At 66.6% G+C, this 16149-nt stretch carries 19 protein-coding genes; 5 read left to right on the plus strand and 14 right to left on the minus strand.

All coding sequences use genetic code 11. The features are described 5' to 3' along the window. Positions 1–238 precede the first annotated feature (238 nt). Positions 239–409 carry a hypothetical protein gene (locus B7R21_RS20115; RefSeq protein ID WP_172592146.1) on the minus strand — a complete coding sequence of 57 codons (171 nt, stop codon included), beginning with the start codon at positions 407–409 and terminating at the stop codon, positions 239–241. A gap of 672 nt (positions 410–1081) precedes the next feature. Next, a complete protein-coding gene (locus tag B7R21_RS11665; RefSeq protein ID WP_116283418.1) occupies positions 1082–1798 on the minus strand; it encodes a hypothetical protein in 717 nt (238 codons plus the stop codon). Between the two features lie 372 nt (positions 1799–2170). Here B7R21_RS11665 and B7R21_RS11670 point away from each other — a divergent pair, with 372 nt between their 5' ends. After that, the gene (locus tag B7R21_RS11670) at positions 2171–2533 is read left to right on the plus strand and encodes a hypothetical protein (protein ID WP_116283419.1); all 363 of its coding nucleotides are present in this window, start codon (positions 2171–2173) and stop codon (positions 2531–2533) included. A gap of 484 nt (positions 2534–3017) precedes the next feature. Here the strand turns inward: B7R21_RS11670 and B7R21_RS11675 are convergent, their stop codons facing one another. Beyond that, positions 3018–3824, minus strand: a complete 807-nt coding sequence (locus tag B7R21_RS11675) for an AbiJ-NTD4 domain-containing protein (RefSeq protein WP_147305874.1) — start codon at positions 3822–3824, stop codon at positions 3018–3020. 120 nt (positions 3825–3944) lie between these two features. Between B7R21_RS11675 and B7R21_RS11680 the strand changes: the two genes are divergently transcribed. The 3 genes from B7R21_RS11680 to B7R21_RS11690 all read left to right on the plus strand — a co-directional run bounded on the left by B7R21_RS11680 (position 3945) and on the right by B7R21_RS11690 (position 5626). Continuing rightward, entirely contained in the window at positions 3945–4658 is a 714-nt protein-coding gene (locus B7R21_RS11680; protein WP_253259766.1) for a DNA/RNA non-specific endonuclease, read from the plus strand. A gap of 39 nt (positions 4659–4697) precedes the next feature. Beyond that, positions 4698–5261 (plus strand): hypothetical protein, encoded by a 564-nt coding sequence (locus B7R21_RS11685; RefSeq protein WP_116283422.1) that lies wholly within the window; start codon positions 4698–4700, stop codon positions 5259–5261. A gap of 179 nt (positions 5262–5440) precedes the next feature. Then, positions 5441–5626 carry a hypothetical protein gene (locus B7R21_RS11690; RefSeq protein ID WP_116283423.1) on the plus strand — a complete coding sequence of 62 codons (186 nt, stop codon included), beginning with the start codon at positions 5441–5443 and terminating at the stop codon, positions 5624–5626. Positions 5627–5631: 5 nt separating this feature from the next. On the opposite strand, the gene B7R21_RS11695 is transcribed toward B7R21_RS11690, so the two are convergent. The 7 genes from B7R21_RS11695 to B7R21_RS11725 all read right to left on the minus strand — a co-directional run bounded on the left by B7R21_RS11695 (position 5632) and on the right by B7R21_RS11725 (position 9547). Continuing rightward, on the minus strand, positions 5632–5856 hold the full coding sequence (locus B7R21_RS11695) for a hypothetical protein (protein WP_116283424.1): 225 nt from the start codon (positions 5854–5856) through the stop codon (positions 5632–5634). Between the two features lie 117 nt (positions 5857–5973). Next, positions 5974–6420, minus strand: coding sequence for a hypothetical protein (locus B7R21_RS11700; RefSeq protein ID WP_116283425.1), 447 nt, complete (start codon positions 6418–6420; stop codon positions 5974–5976). Further along, the gene (locus B7R21_RS20120; protein WP_116283426.1) at positions 6413–6781 is read right to left on the minus strand and encodes a hypothetical protein; all 369 of its coding nucleotides are present in this window, start codon (positions 6779–6781) and stop codon (positions 6413–6415) included. Before B7R21_RS20120 ends, B7R21_RS11700 begins: the two co-directional genes overlap by 8 nt. A gap of 115 nt (positions 6782–6896) precedes the next feature. Further along, positions 6897–7196 (minus strand): thiamine-binding protein, encoded by a 300-nt coding sequence (locus tag B7R21_RS11710; RefSeq protein WP_116283427.1) that lies wholly within the window; start codon positions 7194–7196, stop codon positions 6897–6899. Then, positions 7190–7372 carry a thiamine-binding protein gene (locus B7R21_RS11715; protein ID WP_437184188.1) on the minus strand — a complete coding sequence of 61 codons (183 nt, stop codon included), beginning with the start codon at positions 7370–7372 and terminating at the stop codon, positions 7190–7192. The genes B7R21_RS11710 and B7R21_RS11715 overlap by 7 nt, the downstream gene beginning before the upstream one ends. Further along, entirely contained in the window at positions 7372–8700 is a 1329-nt protein-coding gene (locus tag B7R21_RS11720; RefSeq protein WP_116283428.1) for a glycosyltransferase 87 family protein, read from the minus strand. Before B7R21_RS11720 ends, B7R21_RS11715 begins: the two co-directional genes overlap by 1 nt. Before the next feature lie 4 nt (positions 8701–8704). Further along, entirely contained in the window at positions 8705–9547 is an 843-nt protein-coding gene (locus B7R21_RS11725; protein ID WP_116283429.1) for an ADP-dependent NAD(P)H-hydrate dehydratase, read from the minus strand. A 139-nt stretch (positions 9548–9686) separates the two neighbouring features. Here B7R21_RS11725 and B7R21_RS11730 point away from each other — a divergent pair, with 139 nt between their 5' ends. Next, positions 9687–10772, plus strand: coding sequence for an NADH:flavin oxidoreductase/NADH oxidase (locus B7R21_RS11730; protein ID WP_116283430.1), 1086 nt, complete (start codon positions 9687–9689; stop codon positions 10770–10772). A gap of 76 nt (positions 10773–10848) precedes the next feature. On the opposite strand, the gene B7R21_RS11735 is transcribed toward B7R21_RS11730, so the two are convergent. The 4 genes from B7R21_RS11735 to B7R21_RS11750 form a co-directional block, all read right to left on the minus strand. Continuing rightward, the gene (locus tag B7R21_RS11735; RefSeq protein ID WP_147305877.1) at positions 10849–11493 is read right to left on the minus strand and encodes a hypothetical protein; all 645 of its coding nucleotides are present in this window, start codon (positions 11491–11493) and stop codon (positions 10849–10851) included. Positions 11494–12003: 510 nt separating this feature from the next. Further along, positions 12004–13041 (minus strand): hemolysin family protein, encoded by a 1038-nt coding sequence (locus tag B7R21_RS11740; protein ID WP_116283432.1) that lies wholly within the window; start codon positions 13039–13041, stop codon positions 12004–12006. After that, a complete protein-coding gene (locus tag B7R21_RS11745) occupies positions 13041–14522 on the minus strand; it encodes a hemolysin family protein (RefSeq protein ID WP_253259767.1) in 1482 nt (493 codons plus the stop codon). The genes B7R21_RS11740 and B7R21_RS11745 overlap by 1 nt, the downstream gene beginning before the upstream one ends. A 99-nt stretch (positions 14523–14621) precedes the next feature. After that, positions 14622–16061: a GuaB1 family IMP dehydrogenase-related protein gene (locus tag B7R21_RS11750; RefSeq protein WP_116283433.1), complete on the minus strand. Its 1440-nt coding sequence runs from the start codon at positions 16059–16061 to the stop codon at positions 14622–14624. Between the last annotated feature and the right edge of the window lie 88 nt (positions 16062–16149).

Here is a 16149-nt window from a genome sequence, read left to right on the forward strand (position 1 = left end):
CAGACGCCCGAGCTGTCCCGGCACCCCCTATCCGCGCCCGCCGTGGCGCAGTGGCTCAGGAGGCCGCTCGACTATGACAAAGACCGAAACTCCCTCCCCGCTCGCAGACCTCGCTACCGCGGTCCGATCGCGTGTCGAGCATCGCATGACAACCCTCGGCCGGTTCGCCGAGGCCGAAGCGACCAGGACCCCTGCGAAGCTCCGCGCCCCGCACGCCCGCCAGACTTGGCTAGCCCTATCACCGGAGAGCCGCCTGGAACACCTGCGCTCGACCGTGATCGCAGACGAAACCGACATCCACCTCGCCCGCGCCGAAGGACGCGCACACGCGGCGGACGAACGAGAGCGGCAGCGCCAGGCCGTCGCCGACGAAGGTCGCCAACGCGAGGCCCGAGGCGTAGCGGTCCACAGCCGAGTCCGCTTCTGGGTATCGTGTGCCCGCGGCTGCGGCCGGATGGTATCGGCGCCTGATCCTCGGCCGGTTCTGCGATTCTGCACTGCTCAGTCGACAGGCGGGTGCATGCCACGCGCTGACTGAACGCTCAGCCCGCTTGCTTGCCCGGGACGGGCTCGGGGTTGCCCCAGGCTGCGTTACCGAGAACCTTCTGTGCATTCATTACCTTGACGACGTCGCGCCGAGTGAGCACCGCCAAGTTGACTGCATCAGCGTCGGCGGGGTCAGATCCGCAGAGGACCGCGACAGTCTGCATGTTGGCCGCGATGCTCTCGTATGTGCCCCGATAGTTGTCGAGTGGAGTCGCATTCGCAAACTGACTAGCGGTGAAACGGACATAGTCGCAATTCGCGGGTGCGTAGGTCTCCACCTAAGCGAACAGAGCCCCGAGGGCACCGACGAGGCTATCGGTCGCCGCCTTATCGTCCGGTTGGTCGGGCGCCGATGTAGCCGGGGGGGGGGCAGGCTTCGTCGTCACCGGCGCGACTGGCGACCCGGTGTTGATCGTTATGCAACCTGACGCTGATAGCGCGATGAGACAGGCAAACGTTACTGCGGCACCAACCCTGAACTTCCCCACCCGCATAGGCTACAGGGACGGTGCCTAGCGCCGTCGGTACTGCACGACTAAAGCCTTGCTCGGCGCCCTCGGATTCGCGGTTTCCGAGTCTTGAGCCCCTCATTTAGTTGTTCCAATTCATCCTCGATCCCGGACGCCGCGCTGGCAAGCTTCCTGATCTGGCTCTCGTTCCGGTTGCGGATATTCCAGTTCTTATTCTCGTAGTCCTGGGGAAGCAGAGCCTGACTCCACTGATCCAGGCTGAGCTGGAACGAATCTGAATACCGTACAGGGACACGCTTCCTCCAGGGGTTCCCAGGTGACCGCCGCAATATTCGGGGATCCTCGTAAGAGACAGTGACGCTGTAGTGCCGTGGTAGCGACTTATTGCCCATGTAGTCAGGGCCGCGGTCCAGATGCCAGCTGATACTTCGGGATGGAGCAAGCAGCTGAAGCTCATTTGCCGGATCGAAGATGCGATTCAGCACCGCTGCGCTATCCGGCCGGGTGGACTCGAAAGGGCGATCCACGCTGAGCCGCACGTTCTGCGCTGCGGAAGTAGAGATGTTACTGACGGTGATATTCAGCAGGTTCGATCGAAACGTCAGATCTGCAATCACGAACGGTCGCCCGCGAGCCTCGGATTCCCGGATGAATGCTCGCAGCTGGATCAGCGCAGCGATAACCGTGATCGTCGTGAGGAGAAAACCTAGGAAGCCCCACCAAGCAGACCACTCAGCCGGAAGCGGCCAACCTTCTATGTTCCAGAAACCCGCGATGCGCACGCTGCCACGCTATCGGACGCCTTCCGCGCCCGAGGCGCCGACACCTCTACCCCCTGGGGGGTGACTCCCCCTCCCCTCTCTCGTGCAAGCCCGAAGCGGCATAGCGTCTCACTCTCGCTACCGGCAGACGCCTGGTTTTTCCGTGCTCAGCTAGGGCGCCGTCGGCCGTTCGCTGCGATCAACAAGAACGCCAGGCCGCAGGCCCAGATCACAGCCCCGACGACCTTCGGGAACACGGCGTCACCCACCAGGAAATAAACGACTCCCGCCAATAGCAGCACAGCACCGACAACGAGCGCGGTCGTTCGCTGCCTTCTCGTCATATCGCGAATCTACCATCGCGACTAATCCCGCATCCGAAAGGTTAACCGCATGACCCCGACAAGCCTTCCAGACGACTGGCTCCTCCCGCCCGACTGGACGGACTCCGCGCGCGACGTCTTCCTCGGCGGCATCGACGAGCGCCCCGACCTAGCCGGGGCCGAACTGGCCTCACTAGAGCATGCCGCAGCGCTCACATCCTCCGCTGACAGGCTCGACGGAGTCGCCCGCGACGCTGGCATTGTTGCAACCGGCTCAACCGGCCAGGTCGTCCTCCACCCGGCCGTTACCGAGGCCCGACTCGCGCGCGCATCCGCATCGACAATTCTCGCTCGGCTCGTCACTCCGACCGCCGGACCTCAGACGGCATCGCAGCGTGGACGCGCCGCCGCTCGCGCCCGGTACTCGCGTTGAGACGTCCCGACGTCGGAGCCGCCGCTCGACGAGAGCCCCGCCCCGTCGAAGCGATCACGCTCGACCCGGCGTACGTCACCGCCGTCGGCGTTCTTCGCGCAGCGGCCGACGCGGTCCGCGACTCCCCCGAGTTACAGGAGTCGTTTACACGCGCCCGCCAGGAAGGTGCGGCGGCACTCGCCGCGCATCACGCGCTCGCCGGGCAGGTGTTACGAGCCACTGTGACAGCGGCAGCGAAAGCGACGCCGCCTCCGCCATTCTGACGCGCCGCTCAGACCCGGTCCACCGGCCGCTTCATTTTGTCTGGCGGCCGAACTGCCCCCGACTGGGCGCTCTCCGTCCTGTGCGGAGGTTGCGGCCCTCAGCGGGCCACCCAGGTCACCGAAGACTCGCCCTAACAAGCCTTGCGCCGCCGGTTGCCTGAGATTTCGGCGAAAGGGACGGAACAAACTCCGCCGGTACGTTGGCTTGGCCTGTATATCGGTCAAGCATGCTTGAGGAGGTAATTGACGAAAGCTGACGAAGCTACCAGAAAGTACACAGCGAGAGGCTCGTCTGCGTCTTCGGGCCGGACGAGGGCATGTCGGATCCCGGCCGCGTCGCTGGTGTAGCCGTAGAGCTTTGTCCAGCCGTCAATCAAAGCACCGTGGGCGGGAACCCCCTTGCCCTGTAGCTTTCGTAGGCCGCTACTCAGAGTGTTGTCACCGGTGAGCTCGGCGACCGTGGCTTCTACTGCGCTGATCGATTCAGACACGACCTTTGCATACTGGGGCTTGTCGCGGCTGCCCAACAACTCCACGGCGCGGCGCAGGTGGGTTCGCGCATTCGATCCCGCCGATGCGAGCGCGTCCTCGATTGCCGCCACCTCTGCAGGCGCGCTTACGGGAACGACTTGATCGTTCAGAATTCGGTAGCCGACGACGTAGCGCTCGAAGTCATCCGTGACCCAGGCGATATAGGCGGATGAGACGCCCGAACTGTCGCCCGCGTTTTGAGCGATGAACTCGACCACATCTAGAACAGATGCCCACGTTCCGGTCTGATGACGAGCCTTCAGGGCCGCGGTAAGTCGATGTATGGTGAATTCGTCTAGCGGTTGTTCAAGCAGACTCGACCACACATGTCTTCTAAACCGCTCGGCGTATTCTCCGTACGAGCCCATCTGCTCGAGCTTCGAAATGACCCCGAGGTAGGAATTCCATAGCGCAGTCCTGGTCGCGTCGTCCAGACTCTCGACTTGGACTATGGTGCGAGGTGGCGTGACTCCCGCACGTTCAGAGAATGTTGACATGGGCAGATGTTATCCGGCAACGGGTCACGTGCAGCCCGGACGCGCCCTAGCTCAATGGTTCGATAGATCGCCCCCTCCACGCCCCAGGACCCGGCCCGCCGACTGCCTGCCGCGACGGCCGTGAACATCGACGGAGCGCTCCTCCGTGACATAGAGCGCGGCGGCGACTGGCACCTCGACCCGCGCATCCCCGCGACCGAGCAGGCCGGGCCGGAGATCTACTCGAACAACGACCTAGACCGCGGTCACCAGGTGCGCCGCCGCGACCCCGTCTGGGGCGACCTGGCGACCGCGACCGCCGCGAACCAGGCCACCTTCGTCTACACGAACTGCGCGCCCCAGGCTGGCGAATTCAACCAGTCCGCCGAGCTATGGGGCGGCCTAGAGAATCACGTCCTGGAATACACCAGCGTGTACGAGCAGAAGATCAGCGTTTTCACCGGGCCGGTCCTGGCGTCAGACGACCCGGCCTATCGCGGGATCCAGATTCGGCGCGTGTTCTGGAAGATCGCAGCCTGGACCGAGAGCGACAACGCCGGAGCGTCCCAGCTCGCCTCGGCGGGCTTCTTCCTAGACCAGCCGCCCGAGCTGGACGAGATCGACCTCCGCACCGCCCGCGCGATCGCAGCCGGTAGCCCGCCGCCCCTCGGACCGTTCAAGACGTTCCAATTCTCGGTCCAGCAAATCAGCGACCTGACCGGCCTTCAGCTCGGCGATCTCGTCGCCGCGGACCGTAGCCGGTCCGATCGAGCGCCCGCCCCGTACCTGCCCGCGAGCTTCAATCCCTCGCCGACGTCGTCCTCGGATAACTGGACCGCCAGGCCCTCCAGTTAGGATGCGCTTATGCGAAACCCGTCTGTCGTTCTCTTGGCTATGGTCGCAACAACCCTCACTCTGGCGGGATGCGCCTCGGCCGGAGCCGTGCCGTCTGCCGCAGACGCCGCCGGTAGCCTCTCCGGTTCTCGGTCAGCAACGAAGTCGCCGACACCGACGCCCACCGCGCAACCATGGGCCGAAGTCACGGACGGCACCTGGACCCCCATCAGTCGAGCAGTTGCGCTCGGCCAACCCGCCTCCAGCAACCCATTCGCGTACAGCGTCACCGTTACCGGTGTGCCGACACTGACTATCCTCGGCGACCGGGTGACGATGACCTCCCCGGTCTCCATCACTCACACGCAAGACGACCTCACGCGTAACACGGTGGCCTATGCCACGCACCCGATATGGACGCCGGGGAACCTGAATTACCCGGAGCACGACGAGGCCTACGGCACGCACCCCGACATGAAATGCGCGGCAGAGAAGATCGCGGTCGGCGAGACAACGACCTGCACAGTCGCATTTACCGCCCCACCCCGCGAGATCCAGAATTCCTACTGGCAGTTCGTCGGCGTCGACTCCGCCGCCTGGCCGAGTCAGCCAGGGCGAAACTAGGCTCACTGACGGTGAGCGGCGCCGCCGCCTGCGGCGTAATCGCCTCGACCGCCTCGCCCGCCCGGATCCCCGCGGCATTGCGGCGCTGTCCGGGTAGGTCCTGTCCCAATCTGCGGAGATCGTTCCCTCGTCACCCGGCCACTGGACGAGACGACCGGCTTCCGCACTACCGGGGCCCTATGAAGATCGAGTGCCTGATCGACGGGTGCGACGCCGACCCGTCCGAGGAGTTGAGGCTCGACGAGGGCGGCCTCGGCGTCGCCTATGCGATCTGTAGGGCGCACGCCGAGGAGGTCCGCAGCGGCGCCATGTTCGCCCAGGGGGCCGACCCGTCCCGAGGGTTACTTGGCCTCCGCGACGTGTAAACGGCTTAGGCGTTCGCGGCGACGTACTCGGCGATCTGTTCCTCAGTGCGCGGGACCCATTGCGAGCTCGACCTGTCGCGGAAGACCGTCCAGGTCCCGCCCGCCGTCCGGCCGATCAGCGATCCGTCGACGCGGAGATGCTGGCTCCGTCGTTCCGGCCCGCCGTGCACGACACCGGCCGCTTGGCGCAGCTCCTCGAATGTTGCTGTGTACTCTGCCGCTGCTGTCATGGTTCCTTCTCTCGCTCCGGCACCGTGCCGAGCGGTTCGAGGTTAATTGAGACCGGCGCTATAAGTCAAACAATGCTCAACAACCGTAAGACATCTCACGCATCAGATCGGGCCATGCTAGCTCGGATCCCACTCCAGGCCCGCGAACGAGTCCCCGATGACCTGAACGGCCGGGTCGCCGATCTTCACATATGAATCCGAGGGGCTCAGGTCCTGTTGGAGACGTCGCTCAGAGGTCCGAAGTGTCTCCTGGCGATCCTCGCCAGTACCAAACGCAAAACCAAGCGCGGATATCGAGGTCCCTCGGCTCTTTATGGTGCGGAAAGTCCGACCGACAGCCACCTTCGGCTTGACGTCGACGATCTTGACGAAAGTCTTCGCCAGCTCGACCGAGTCGAGAATCTCGCCCGTATCCGGGTCCTTGATGTCCGCACCTCTTGGGCTCAGAATCGCAAAGCGCATTCCGATTCGGACACCCTGTAAAGAGCCGCGATTGATCACAAGATCCTGCTCTGTCAGTATCTGAGCGACCTTTCCTTCGATCCGATCCTCGGTGTCAGTCATTGCGTCCTTCCTCAATTGCTCGCAGTACCGCCGGGTGTAGGTTCGACCAGTCCTCGACGCTTTCGACGAGATCCTCTTCGATGAAGCTGAGAGCGGTGCTCAACTCGCCGAGGGTATCGGCCTTCGCCCGCGCAGCGACCTCGTCGTTTCCGCGCTCGGCCATAAGCCTGGCGGAATTGATGCGAGTGGAGATCTTTAGAAGGCGCCTGAGCGCGATCTTCACCGCCTCCGGCTCTGCCCGATCTTTTTTCGCGAATGCCCAAATGCTTCCGCCCTGGAACACAGCCGCTACCAACACGAGAAAGGCGCTCTGAGCGCCTGAGGGAGGCTGGTCACTGCCGCCCGCAAACGCTAGAACCACGGTCGCTCCAAGACCGACCGCGAGAGAGAAAGATCCTCCTATGGCATATCGGTGCTTGCTCCAGCCCGAAACTACTGTGCCCCATCGATTCCCCACAATCCGATGGTATCGGGCTCTAGCCGAGCGCCTCTTCGAGCCGGTCGAGTTTCGAAGTCAGCTCACCAGAGTAGCCAGGCCGAATGTCGGCCTTCAGCACAAGAGACACGCGCGACCCGTACTCTCCGACCGCCTCGGTCGCCCGGCGAATGACGTCGAACACTTCCGCCCACTCTCCCTCGATCGTCGTAAACATCGAGTCGGTGTGGTTCGGGAGCCCGCTCTCGCGAACGATACGCACTGCGGCAGCGACGGCGTCGTGGACTGACCCGTCGGCGCGGCCGTCGCCGCTCGGCGCCACTGAAAATGCAACTAGCATGCCATTCTCCAATGTCCTTCTTCTGCTAACGTGCCCTCGATCGTGGTGAACATCGAGTCGGTGTGGTTCGGCAGGCCCGATTCCCGCACCACGCGCACGGCGGCCGCGACCGCATCGTGAACGGAGGCTTCGGGGCCCTCACCGCCCGAGGGAGCGACAGAGAATGCGACGAGCATCAGGTGACCACCTTCACAGCGACAGGAGCGGAGACCGGCGCGCTCTTCTTCACGCGGGTCGTGACGAGCGCACGCACCGCGAGAACGAACAGAACGCAGACGAGGAGGTTCCGCACCGTCAGGGTGACGAGCATGAACGTGTTCAGTGAGATCAGCCAGTCGTAGTAGTACGGGTAGATGACCTGCGTCAGCAGGGCGAGCACGGCCGCGATGATCGCAAAGGTGCGGAACCGCTTGCCCTGCCAGATGATCCCCAGGATGACCGGGGCCGTCAGCCACAGCATGAACTGCGGGGAACCGACCTTGTTGAACACGATCAGCGCCGTCACCAGGGCCAGGGTGAGCGGCGGCAGCACCTCGGTCACCCGGGCACCCGAGCGCACCACCCAGACCCCGATCAACAGCAGGGCCAGCACCGCGAGCGCAAGGAGCGGCGTGGTCAGCACGTCGGCGATGGGGCCGCCCGCTCCCTTCACCTGGAACGTCAGGATGTCCTGGTCGTAGTAGACGACCGACCCGGGCAGCTTCAGGTAGGCACCCCACATGAACGGGGTGCTGATCGGTGCCTCGATCTGCAAGCCACGACCGGTCTGCTGGGTGACGAAGCTGATCAGGTTGGCGCCGGCACCGAGCGCCAGTCCCACGCCCGCGATGACGGCAGCGGTCACCGCTGCGGCGATGGCGACGCTCCAGCGCTTCTTCGCGGCGATCATGACCGCGACGACCATGGCGATCGGCCAGACCTTCACCCAGGTGGCGGCGGCGAGCAGCGCCCCGGCGACGGCGGGGCGGCGGATGGCCAGCAGGAGCCCCACGATGACGAGCGCCACCTCGAAGGTGTCGATGCGCCCGAGCGCGACAGGACCGAGCAGCAGCAGGGCCGCGAGCCACCACCAGGCGGCCACGAAACGGATGTTCGGGCCGAAGCCGGTCGGGCGGGCATCCGGTGCCGGCATGTGGTCGGGCCGGGTAGCCCGGTCGGGCGACCCCTCCCCAGCGGGCGCGACACGGGTCGCACGGGAGTTCAGGATGAACGCCAACACGGCCCCGTTCGCGAGCACCACCAGCACGAGCCAGGTGATGCCGTAGAGCGTCTTTCCGAACGCCGCCGCCGCGATCATGGGTGCCAGGGCGAGGAGCGGATAGACCCACGGGCCGTCGATGCCGATCCAATATCCTTCGAACCCGTTCTGGATCCACGTGTTGTAGACCACAGTCACATCCCCCCAGGGCAGGGTCGGAGCCGTGAGGCCGACGTATCCGAGCCAGAGATGGATGGCGACGAAGACGGGCCAGATCAGCAGGGGGTTCGTAGCCAGTCGACGCACCCCGCTATCTTATGCGGCGGAGTTCTCCGATGACGGCCGGCACGGCCTCCGCAATGTCGAGCGCGACGATCGGCCCACCGCCCGAGGCGCGCTCGCCCGCGAGGCCGTGAAGCACCGCCGCCGCCGCAGCCAGTTCGGCGAGCAGGGCAGGTTCGGCATCCAGTCGCTCGCGGTGTGTGGCCACCAGAGCGCCGAGGATGCCCGCCAGCACATCGCCCGACCCCGCCGTGGCGAGCTCGGTGGTCGGCGCTGTGACCCGCAGGCGATGACCCACGCCCACGACGTGCGTGACGTGCCCCTTCAGCAGCACGGTGACACCGAACAGCCGCGCCGCCTCCACCGCCCAGCGGGCCGGCTCCCGGGTCACCTGCTCCCGGCTGGCCTCGACCCCCCGGGATGCCAGCAGCGTCACCAGCTCCCCGGCGTGCGGGGTGATCACCACAGGGCCGGTCGCGTGCTCGAGCAGGTCGAGCGCGCCGGCGTCGACGACGGCCGGATCCCCCGAGCTGAGCGCCCCCACCAGCGCCGAGGTCACGTCGTCGCTGCGGGTGCGGGCATCCATTCCCGAACCCGTCAGCCACGCCTGCACGCGCCCCTCGGCCGTGACGACCTCGGGCCGGCGCTGCAGCACGAGCCGCGTTGCGCGCCCCGGCCCGATGTAGCGGAGCATACCGACCCCGGTGCGGCTCGCACCCTCCACACCGAGCACGGCGGCGCCCGGGAAGCTCGCCGAGCCGGTCATCACGCCGAGCACACCGCGGGAGTACTTGTCGTCATGCTCCCCCGGCGGCTCGACGAAGGCCCGGGCATCCGCTGCGGTGAAATCGGTGAAGGGGTCGACGCTCATGATTCCACGATAGGTCGCGCCGGGATGCCGCCACCACCCTGCCGCGCCCCGTGCGCCACCTCCATGCCCGCCGCGCCCCGTGTGCCACCTCCATGCCCGCCCCGGAATATCTCGTTCGCCCGCTCGCTTCTACTCCCACGTGACCTCCGCAACGCTCTTCAGCCCCCTGACCATCCGCGCGACAGAGTTCCGCAACAGACTGTGGGTCGCGCCTATGTGCCAGTACTCGGCCGAGAAGCAGGACGGCGTGCCGACCGACTGGCATCTCGCGCACCTCGGCTCGTTCGCAAGTGGCGGCGTCGGACTCATCATCACCGAGGCCACCGCGGTCACCCCCGAGGGGCGGATCTCCCTGCAGGATCTCGGGCTCTACACCGATGAGCAGCAGCAGGCGTTCGCCCGCATCAACACCCTGCTGCACGCCCAGGGCACCGCCACGGGCATCCAGCTCGCCCATGCCGGACGGAAGGCCTCGGTCTTCCGGCCCTGGGCCGACACGAAGGGCACCGTTCCCCTCGCGGAAGGCGGCTGGTCGACCGTCGCACCGTCGGCTGTCGCCTTCCCGGGGTACGACGTGCCCGCAGAGCTCACCGTCGACGAGATCGCGCAGCTCGTCGAGGACTTCCGCGCCGCCGCCCGCCGCTCCGTCGACGCCGGCTTCGACGTGATCGAACTCCACGCTGCCCACGGGTACCTGATGCACCAGTTCCTCTCGCCGCTCAGCAACGAGCGCACCGACTCCTACGGCGGGAGCCTGGAGAACCGGGCCCGTTTCGTGCTCGAGGTGGTCGCGGCCGTCCGGGCCGAGATCGGCGAGCTGATGCCGCTCTTCGTGCGCTTCTCGGGAACGGACTGGGCCGCCAGCGGTGGCTGGGACATCCAGCAGACCGTCACCGTCGCCGGCTGGGCGAAGGATGCCGGGGCCGACCTCTTCGACGTCTCGAGCGGCGGCAACGTGACCGGTGTGACGATCCCGGCCGCCCCGCTCTACCAGGTGGAGCTCGCCGAGACGCTGCGAACGGAGGCCGGCGTGCCGGTGAGCGCCGTCGGCCTCATCACGACGGCAGCCGAGGCAGCGGAGGTGGTGGCCTCCGGACGCGCCGACGCGGTGATGATGGCGCGGCAGTTCCTGCGCGATCCCCACTTCGCGCTCCGCGCCGCCCACGAACTCGGCGTCACCCTCGACTACTGGCCTCCCCAGTACACCCGCGCTGCCTTCCGCTAGCCCCCCCCCTCTCCCTCCCCTCCCCCTTCTCGCTCCCCGCCATCGACTCGGTAGTTTCTGTCGCTCCAGCGCTGTCTCACCGACAAGAACTCCCGAGTCGATGTGGGTTCGGCGGCCGCCACCCGGCGGCTGTGAGGGCGGTGCGCACATCGCAGAGCGTGACGGGGGCCTCCGAGCGGAGGCCCTCTATCCGCACGCGCTGAACGGTCTCGCCCGCTTCGATGAGTCGGGCGATCCGACGTTGATCCTCGGCGTAGATCTCACGATTGAATCGATGCTGCTCTCCGTCGTATTCGACGATGAGTCGGAACTCGGGATAGTAGAGGTCGGCACGACCGGCGAACCCCCCGCTCGGAGTGCGAATGTCGACGTTGACCTCGGGCTCCGGTAGTCCGTCTCGGATCAGGAGAAGACGCAGCGCGGTCTCCATCGGCGATTCGACGCCTTCCCGTACGAGGTCGAGCGCGGCCGCAAGACGGCGCTTCCCCCGGCCCCGGAACTCGTTCACGCGCACCCGGAGTCCATCGAGGTCGGCGAAGGGCCGAGCATCACCTCTCTTCGGATACCGCGGGCGGAATACCGCTGCATCACCCATTGCGATCAGTTCATCGAGGCCCGCTACGCTTCCGAGCTGGATCCACGCGGACACCGCGTCGCAGACCGGAAGCCCGTCGAGTGTCGTAACGTCGGGCGGCCTTCCACCGACAACGTGACCGCTCACCCCCCGGGCATCCGGAGGCCACCCGTTTCCGACTGAAACAGCGACATCCACCGCAGCCAGGCCGGAACGCCGCTCGTACGCAGGCAAGCCCCACAGCAGTGCAGCCGTGCGATGACTGAAATACTGACCGGGACGCAGCCGAGGAGCGTAGGCCTCGCACCGGCTCCGGATGTTCGAAGGGCGGTTCTCGAGTGAGACGCGCACCCCGCGAAACGGCGCCACAAGGTCTGATCGACGCAGCCGGTTATCGTCGATACCCCGACGGAGGGCATCAGACCGGCTGAAGGCGGCATTCCGGAACGCGGGTGGCAGGTCGGTCGGTCGTCGCATACCGCCAGTCTCGCCGCATCGGGGGCTCCGCCTGACGTTGTCCACAGGCCGCAAGAGCTTTCCACAGGCCGATAACGATCGGCTAGGCAGTTGTGGTCGGAATTGGGAATGCGTACCGACCGAAACTCCCGACTCGATGAGACGGTGGGTGGGTGGGGGTGGGTGGGGGGCGGGGCGGGGTCAGATGCGGCGGGTCGCGTCCTGCACCTCGCCGACGAGCTCCTCGATCACGTCTTCGAGGAAGAGCACGCCGGTGGTGTCGCCCGAGGCGCTGAACGCGCGCGCGACGTGGGCGCCGGTGCGGCGCATGGTCGCGAGGGCGTCCTCCAGTTCGGTGCCGTCGTAGATCGACGCGAGTAAACGGATCCGCTTCGCGGGCACTGGCTGCTCGAACTCGTCGTCATCGAGGTCGATCACGTCTTTCAGGTGCAGGTAGCCGATCGGGTTCCCCGTGGCATCCACCATCACATAGCGCGAGAAACCGTACTTCGAGACAGCGCGCTCGATGTCGGCCGGGGTCGCGGTGCGGTCGAGTGTGATCAGGCGGGCGACAGGAAGCGCCACCGACGCCACCGTCTTCTCGGTGAACTCGAACGCCGCGTGGAGGGCGCCCGAATTGTCGTCGAGCACACCCTCGCGGGTCGACTGCGCCACGATGCTCGACACCTCTTCGAGCGTGAACGAACTGGCCGCCTCGCTTTTCGGCTCGACCCCGAACAGCCGCACCACACCGTTCGCCGTGGCATTCAGCGACACGATCACGAAGCGGAAGATGCGCGCCACCCAGACGAGCGGCGGGGCGAGCAGCAGCACGGCCCGGTCGGGCACCGAGAACGACAGGTTCTTCGGCACCATCTCGCCGATCACGACATGAAGGAACGACACCAGCACCAGGGTGATGACGAATGCCACCCCCGTGATGAGGTCTTCCGACCAGCCGGTGAGCCCGAGCGGCACTTCCAGCAGGTGGTGGATGGCCGGTTCCGACACATTCAGGATGAGCAGTGACGCGACGGTGATGCCGAGCTGGCTCGTGGCGAGCATGAGCGTCGCGTGCTCCATCGCCCACAGCGCGGTCTTCGCGCGCTGCATGCCCGCCTCGGCGAGCGGCTCGATCTGGGAGCGGCGTGCAGAGATGACCGCGAACTCGGCCGCCACGAAGAAGGCGTTGACGAGCAGCAGCACGAAGAGCCAGACGATCCCGATCCAGTCGGCCATCAGCGCTCGCCCCTCTCGCGGCCGGCATCTCGGCCGGCACCTGCACGGGTACCCGCATCGAGCGAAACAGCAGCCTCATCGGCCAGCGATCCGCGGCCCGTTCCGGTGAGGTCATCCACCGATTCCGTGCGGAGCAGCTCCGCGTTCAGCGTCTCGGCGCCGCCCGCAGAGCCCGCGAGCGGTTCGGTGGGCGTCGGGGTGAACCTGATGCGATCGATTCTGCGGCCATCCATTCGTTCCACGCGCAGCTCTCCGTCGGGCAGCGCGACCGTGTCGTCGATCAGCGGCAGCCGGCCGAGTTCGCTCATCACGAAGCCGGCAACCGTCTCGTAGGGACCGTCTTCGGGCACGTGCACTCCCGCCCGGTCGAGCAGTTCGTCGGGACGCAGCTGCCCCGGGAACGAGATCGTGTTGCGGCTCCGGATGACGCCCGCACGGGTGCGGTCGTGCTCGTCGTCGAGTTCGCCGACGAGCTCCTCGACCAGGTCTTCGAGGGTGACGACGCCGGCCGTTCCGCCGTATTCGTCCATCACGATCGCCATCTGGTAGCCCTTGCCCCGGAGTTCTCCGAGCAGCACGTCGAGCTTCATCGTCTCGGGCACCCGCAGCGGCTCACTGAGCAGCGCGACCACCGGGACGTCGGCGCGCTTGTTCCGCGGCACAGACACGGCCTGCTTCACATGAGCGACGCCCACGACGTCGTCGATCGACTCGTCGACGATCGGGAAGCGGCTGTAACCGGTCGTGTTCGCCAGCCGGATGACGTCGCTCGCCGAGTCGGTTCGCTTCAGGGCGGCGATGCGCGGGCGCGGCGTCATCACATCTGATGCGTCATGCCCCGAGAACAGCAGCGTGCGGTTCAGCAGTGTGGCCGTGTCGACGTCGAGGCTTCCCTCGAGGGCCGAACGGCGAACGAGCGACGAGAGCTCCTCGGCGGTGCGCGCACCCGAGAGTTCCTCCTTGGGTTCGATGCCGAAGCTCCGGATGATCGCATTCGCACTATTGTTCAGCAGCAGCACCGCGGGGCGGAACACCGCGGTGAACACCCGCTGGAACGGGATGACGAGCTTCGCGGTCTGGATCGGCAGCGCGAGGGCGAAGTTCTTCGGCACAAGCTCGCCGACGATCATCGAGAGGAGGGTGGCGATGACCACGGCGACGATCGAGGAGACGACCGTCGCGACGGTCTCGTCGATGCCCACCGCGTCGAAGAGCGGCCGGAGGAGACCGGCGAACGCGGGCTCCATGGTGTACCCGGTGAGGAGGGTGGTCAGGGTGATGCCGAGCTGGGCGCTCGAGAGATGGGTCGACGTGATCTTCAGCGCCGAGATGGTCTGGCCCAGACCCTTCTCGCCGCGCTCCTGGCGGCCTTCGAGGTCGCTGCGGTCGAGGTTCACGAGCGAGAACTCGCTGGCGACGAAGAAGCCGGTTCCAACCGTCAGGGCGAGGCCGACGAGCAGCAGGATGAGCTCAGAGCCCACGCGAATCACCCCGCGAGATCAGTGCCGGTGTCGTGGCGAAGGGAAGCGGGGAGGGTGAGGGAGGGTCATCCATGAGTACCGACAATTATACGGTCACACTCACCAACTGACGGGCAGCGCCTTTCCCTCTTCATAGCCAGCCGCCGACTGCACGCCCACCCGCGCCCGGTCGTGGAACTCCTCTACCGACCGCGCGCCCGCATACGTGAACGAGCTCCGCACCCCCGACGTGATCATGTCGAGCAGGTCCTCCACCGACGGTCGGAGCGGATCGAGGTAGATCATGCTCGAGGAGATCCCTTCGGCGAACAGCTGTTTGCGGGCCAACTCGAAGGCCCCGAGTCTCCCGAACCGGTCGGTCACCGCCTTGGCCGACGCCATCCCGTAGTTCTCCTTGTAGAGCCGGCCGGCCGCATCCTGCCGCAGCACCCCAGGCGCCTCGATCGTGCCGGCGAACCAGGATCCGATCATGACGGATGCCGCACCGGCCGCCAGCGCGAGCGCGACGTCCCTCGGGTAGCGCACTCCCCCGTCGGCCCAGACGTGTGCGCCGTGCAGGGTCGCCGCGGCGGAGGTCTCGAGCACAGCGGAGAACTGCGGCCGACCCACCGCCGTCATCATGCGCGTGGTGCACATGGCGCCGGGGCCGACGCCCACCTTGATGATGTCCGCGCCGGCCTGCACGAGGTCCCGCACCCCCTCTACCGTCACCACGTTGCCGGCCACGATGGGCAGCGACAGCCCCGCAGAGCGCACGGCGCGGATGGCCCCGATCATGCCGTCCTGGTGCCCGTGCGCCGTGTCGAGCACGAGCACGTCGACGCCGGCCGACGCCAGCGCGCGAGCCTTGGCCGCGACGTCACCGTTGATGCCGACCGCTGCCGCCACGCGGAGGCGCCCCTGGGCATCCACCGCCGGTTCGTAGATCGTCGAACGGAGCGCTCCGGTGCGACTGAGTGTGCCGATGACCTGGCCGTGCCGCATCACCGGCGCGAAGTCGAGTTCGGCCGCGACCATGGCCTCGAAGGCCTGGCGCGGGGTGTCGAAGTCGTCGGCCGCGAGCGAGGTCAGCGGGCCGTGCAGAAGATCGCCGAGCAGGGCGTCGGGAAGAGCAGACGCGAGGCGGAGCGCCGGGATGCAGCCGAGGAACCGTCCTTCGGCGTCGTGCACCACGATGCCCTGGCCTGCGACGGCCGGCAGCACGGTGAGGGCCTCCTCGACCGTGGCCGAGGGCGGGAAGTCGAACGGTGAGTCGAAGAGTGGCGACTGCGCCTTCACCCAGCGGATGGCCGCGTCGAGGTCCTGCAGGTGCATGTCCTGCGGCAGCACACCCAGGCCGCCGCGCCGGGCGAGGGTCGCGGCCAGTCGCGGCCCGGTCACGGAGTTCATGTTCGCCGCGACGATCGGGATGGTGGCACCCGTCCCGTCGCCCGGCGCCAGCGACACATCGAGCCGGCTGCCGACGTTCGAGCGCGACGGCACGAGGAAAACGTCGGAATAGGTCAGATCGGTCTGCGAATGTGCGGTGAGGAACTCCATGCGCCCCACGCTAGACCCGTAGGGTGACCGAACACTCGGCGGGAGGGTTTAAGCTGGGCAAGCACGTGTCGGCGCGTGGATCTTGCTC

The sequence above is a fragment of the Subtercola boreus genome, from assembly GCF_003399625.1.
Classification (GTDB): domain Bacteria; phylum Actinomycetota; class Actinomycetes; order Actinomycetales; family Microbacteriaceae; genus Subtercola; species Subtercola boreus_C.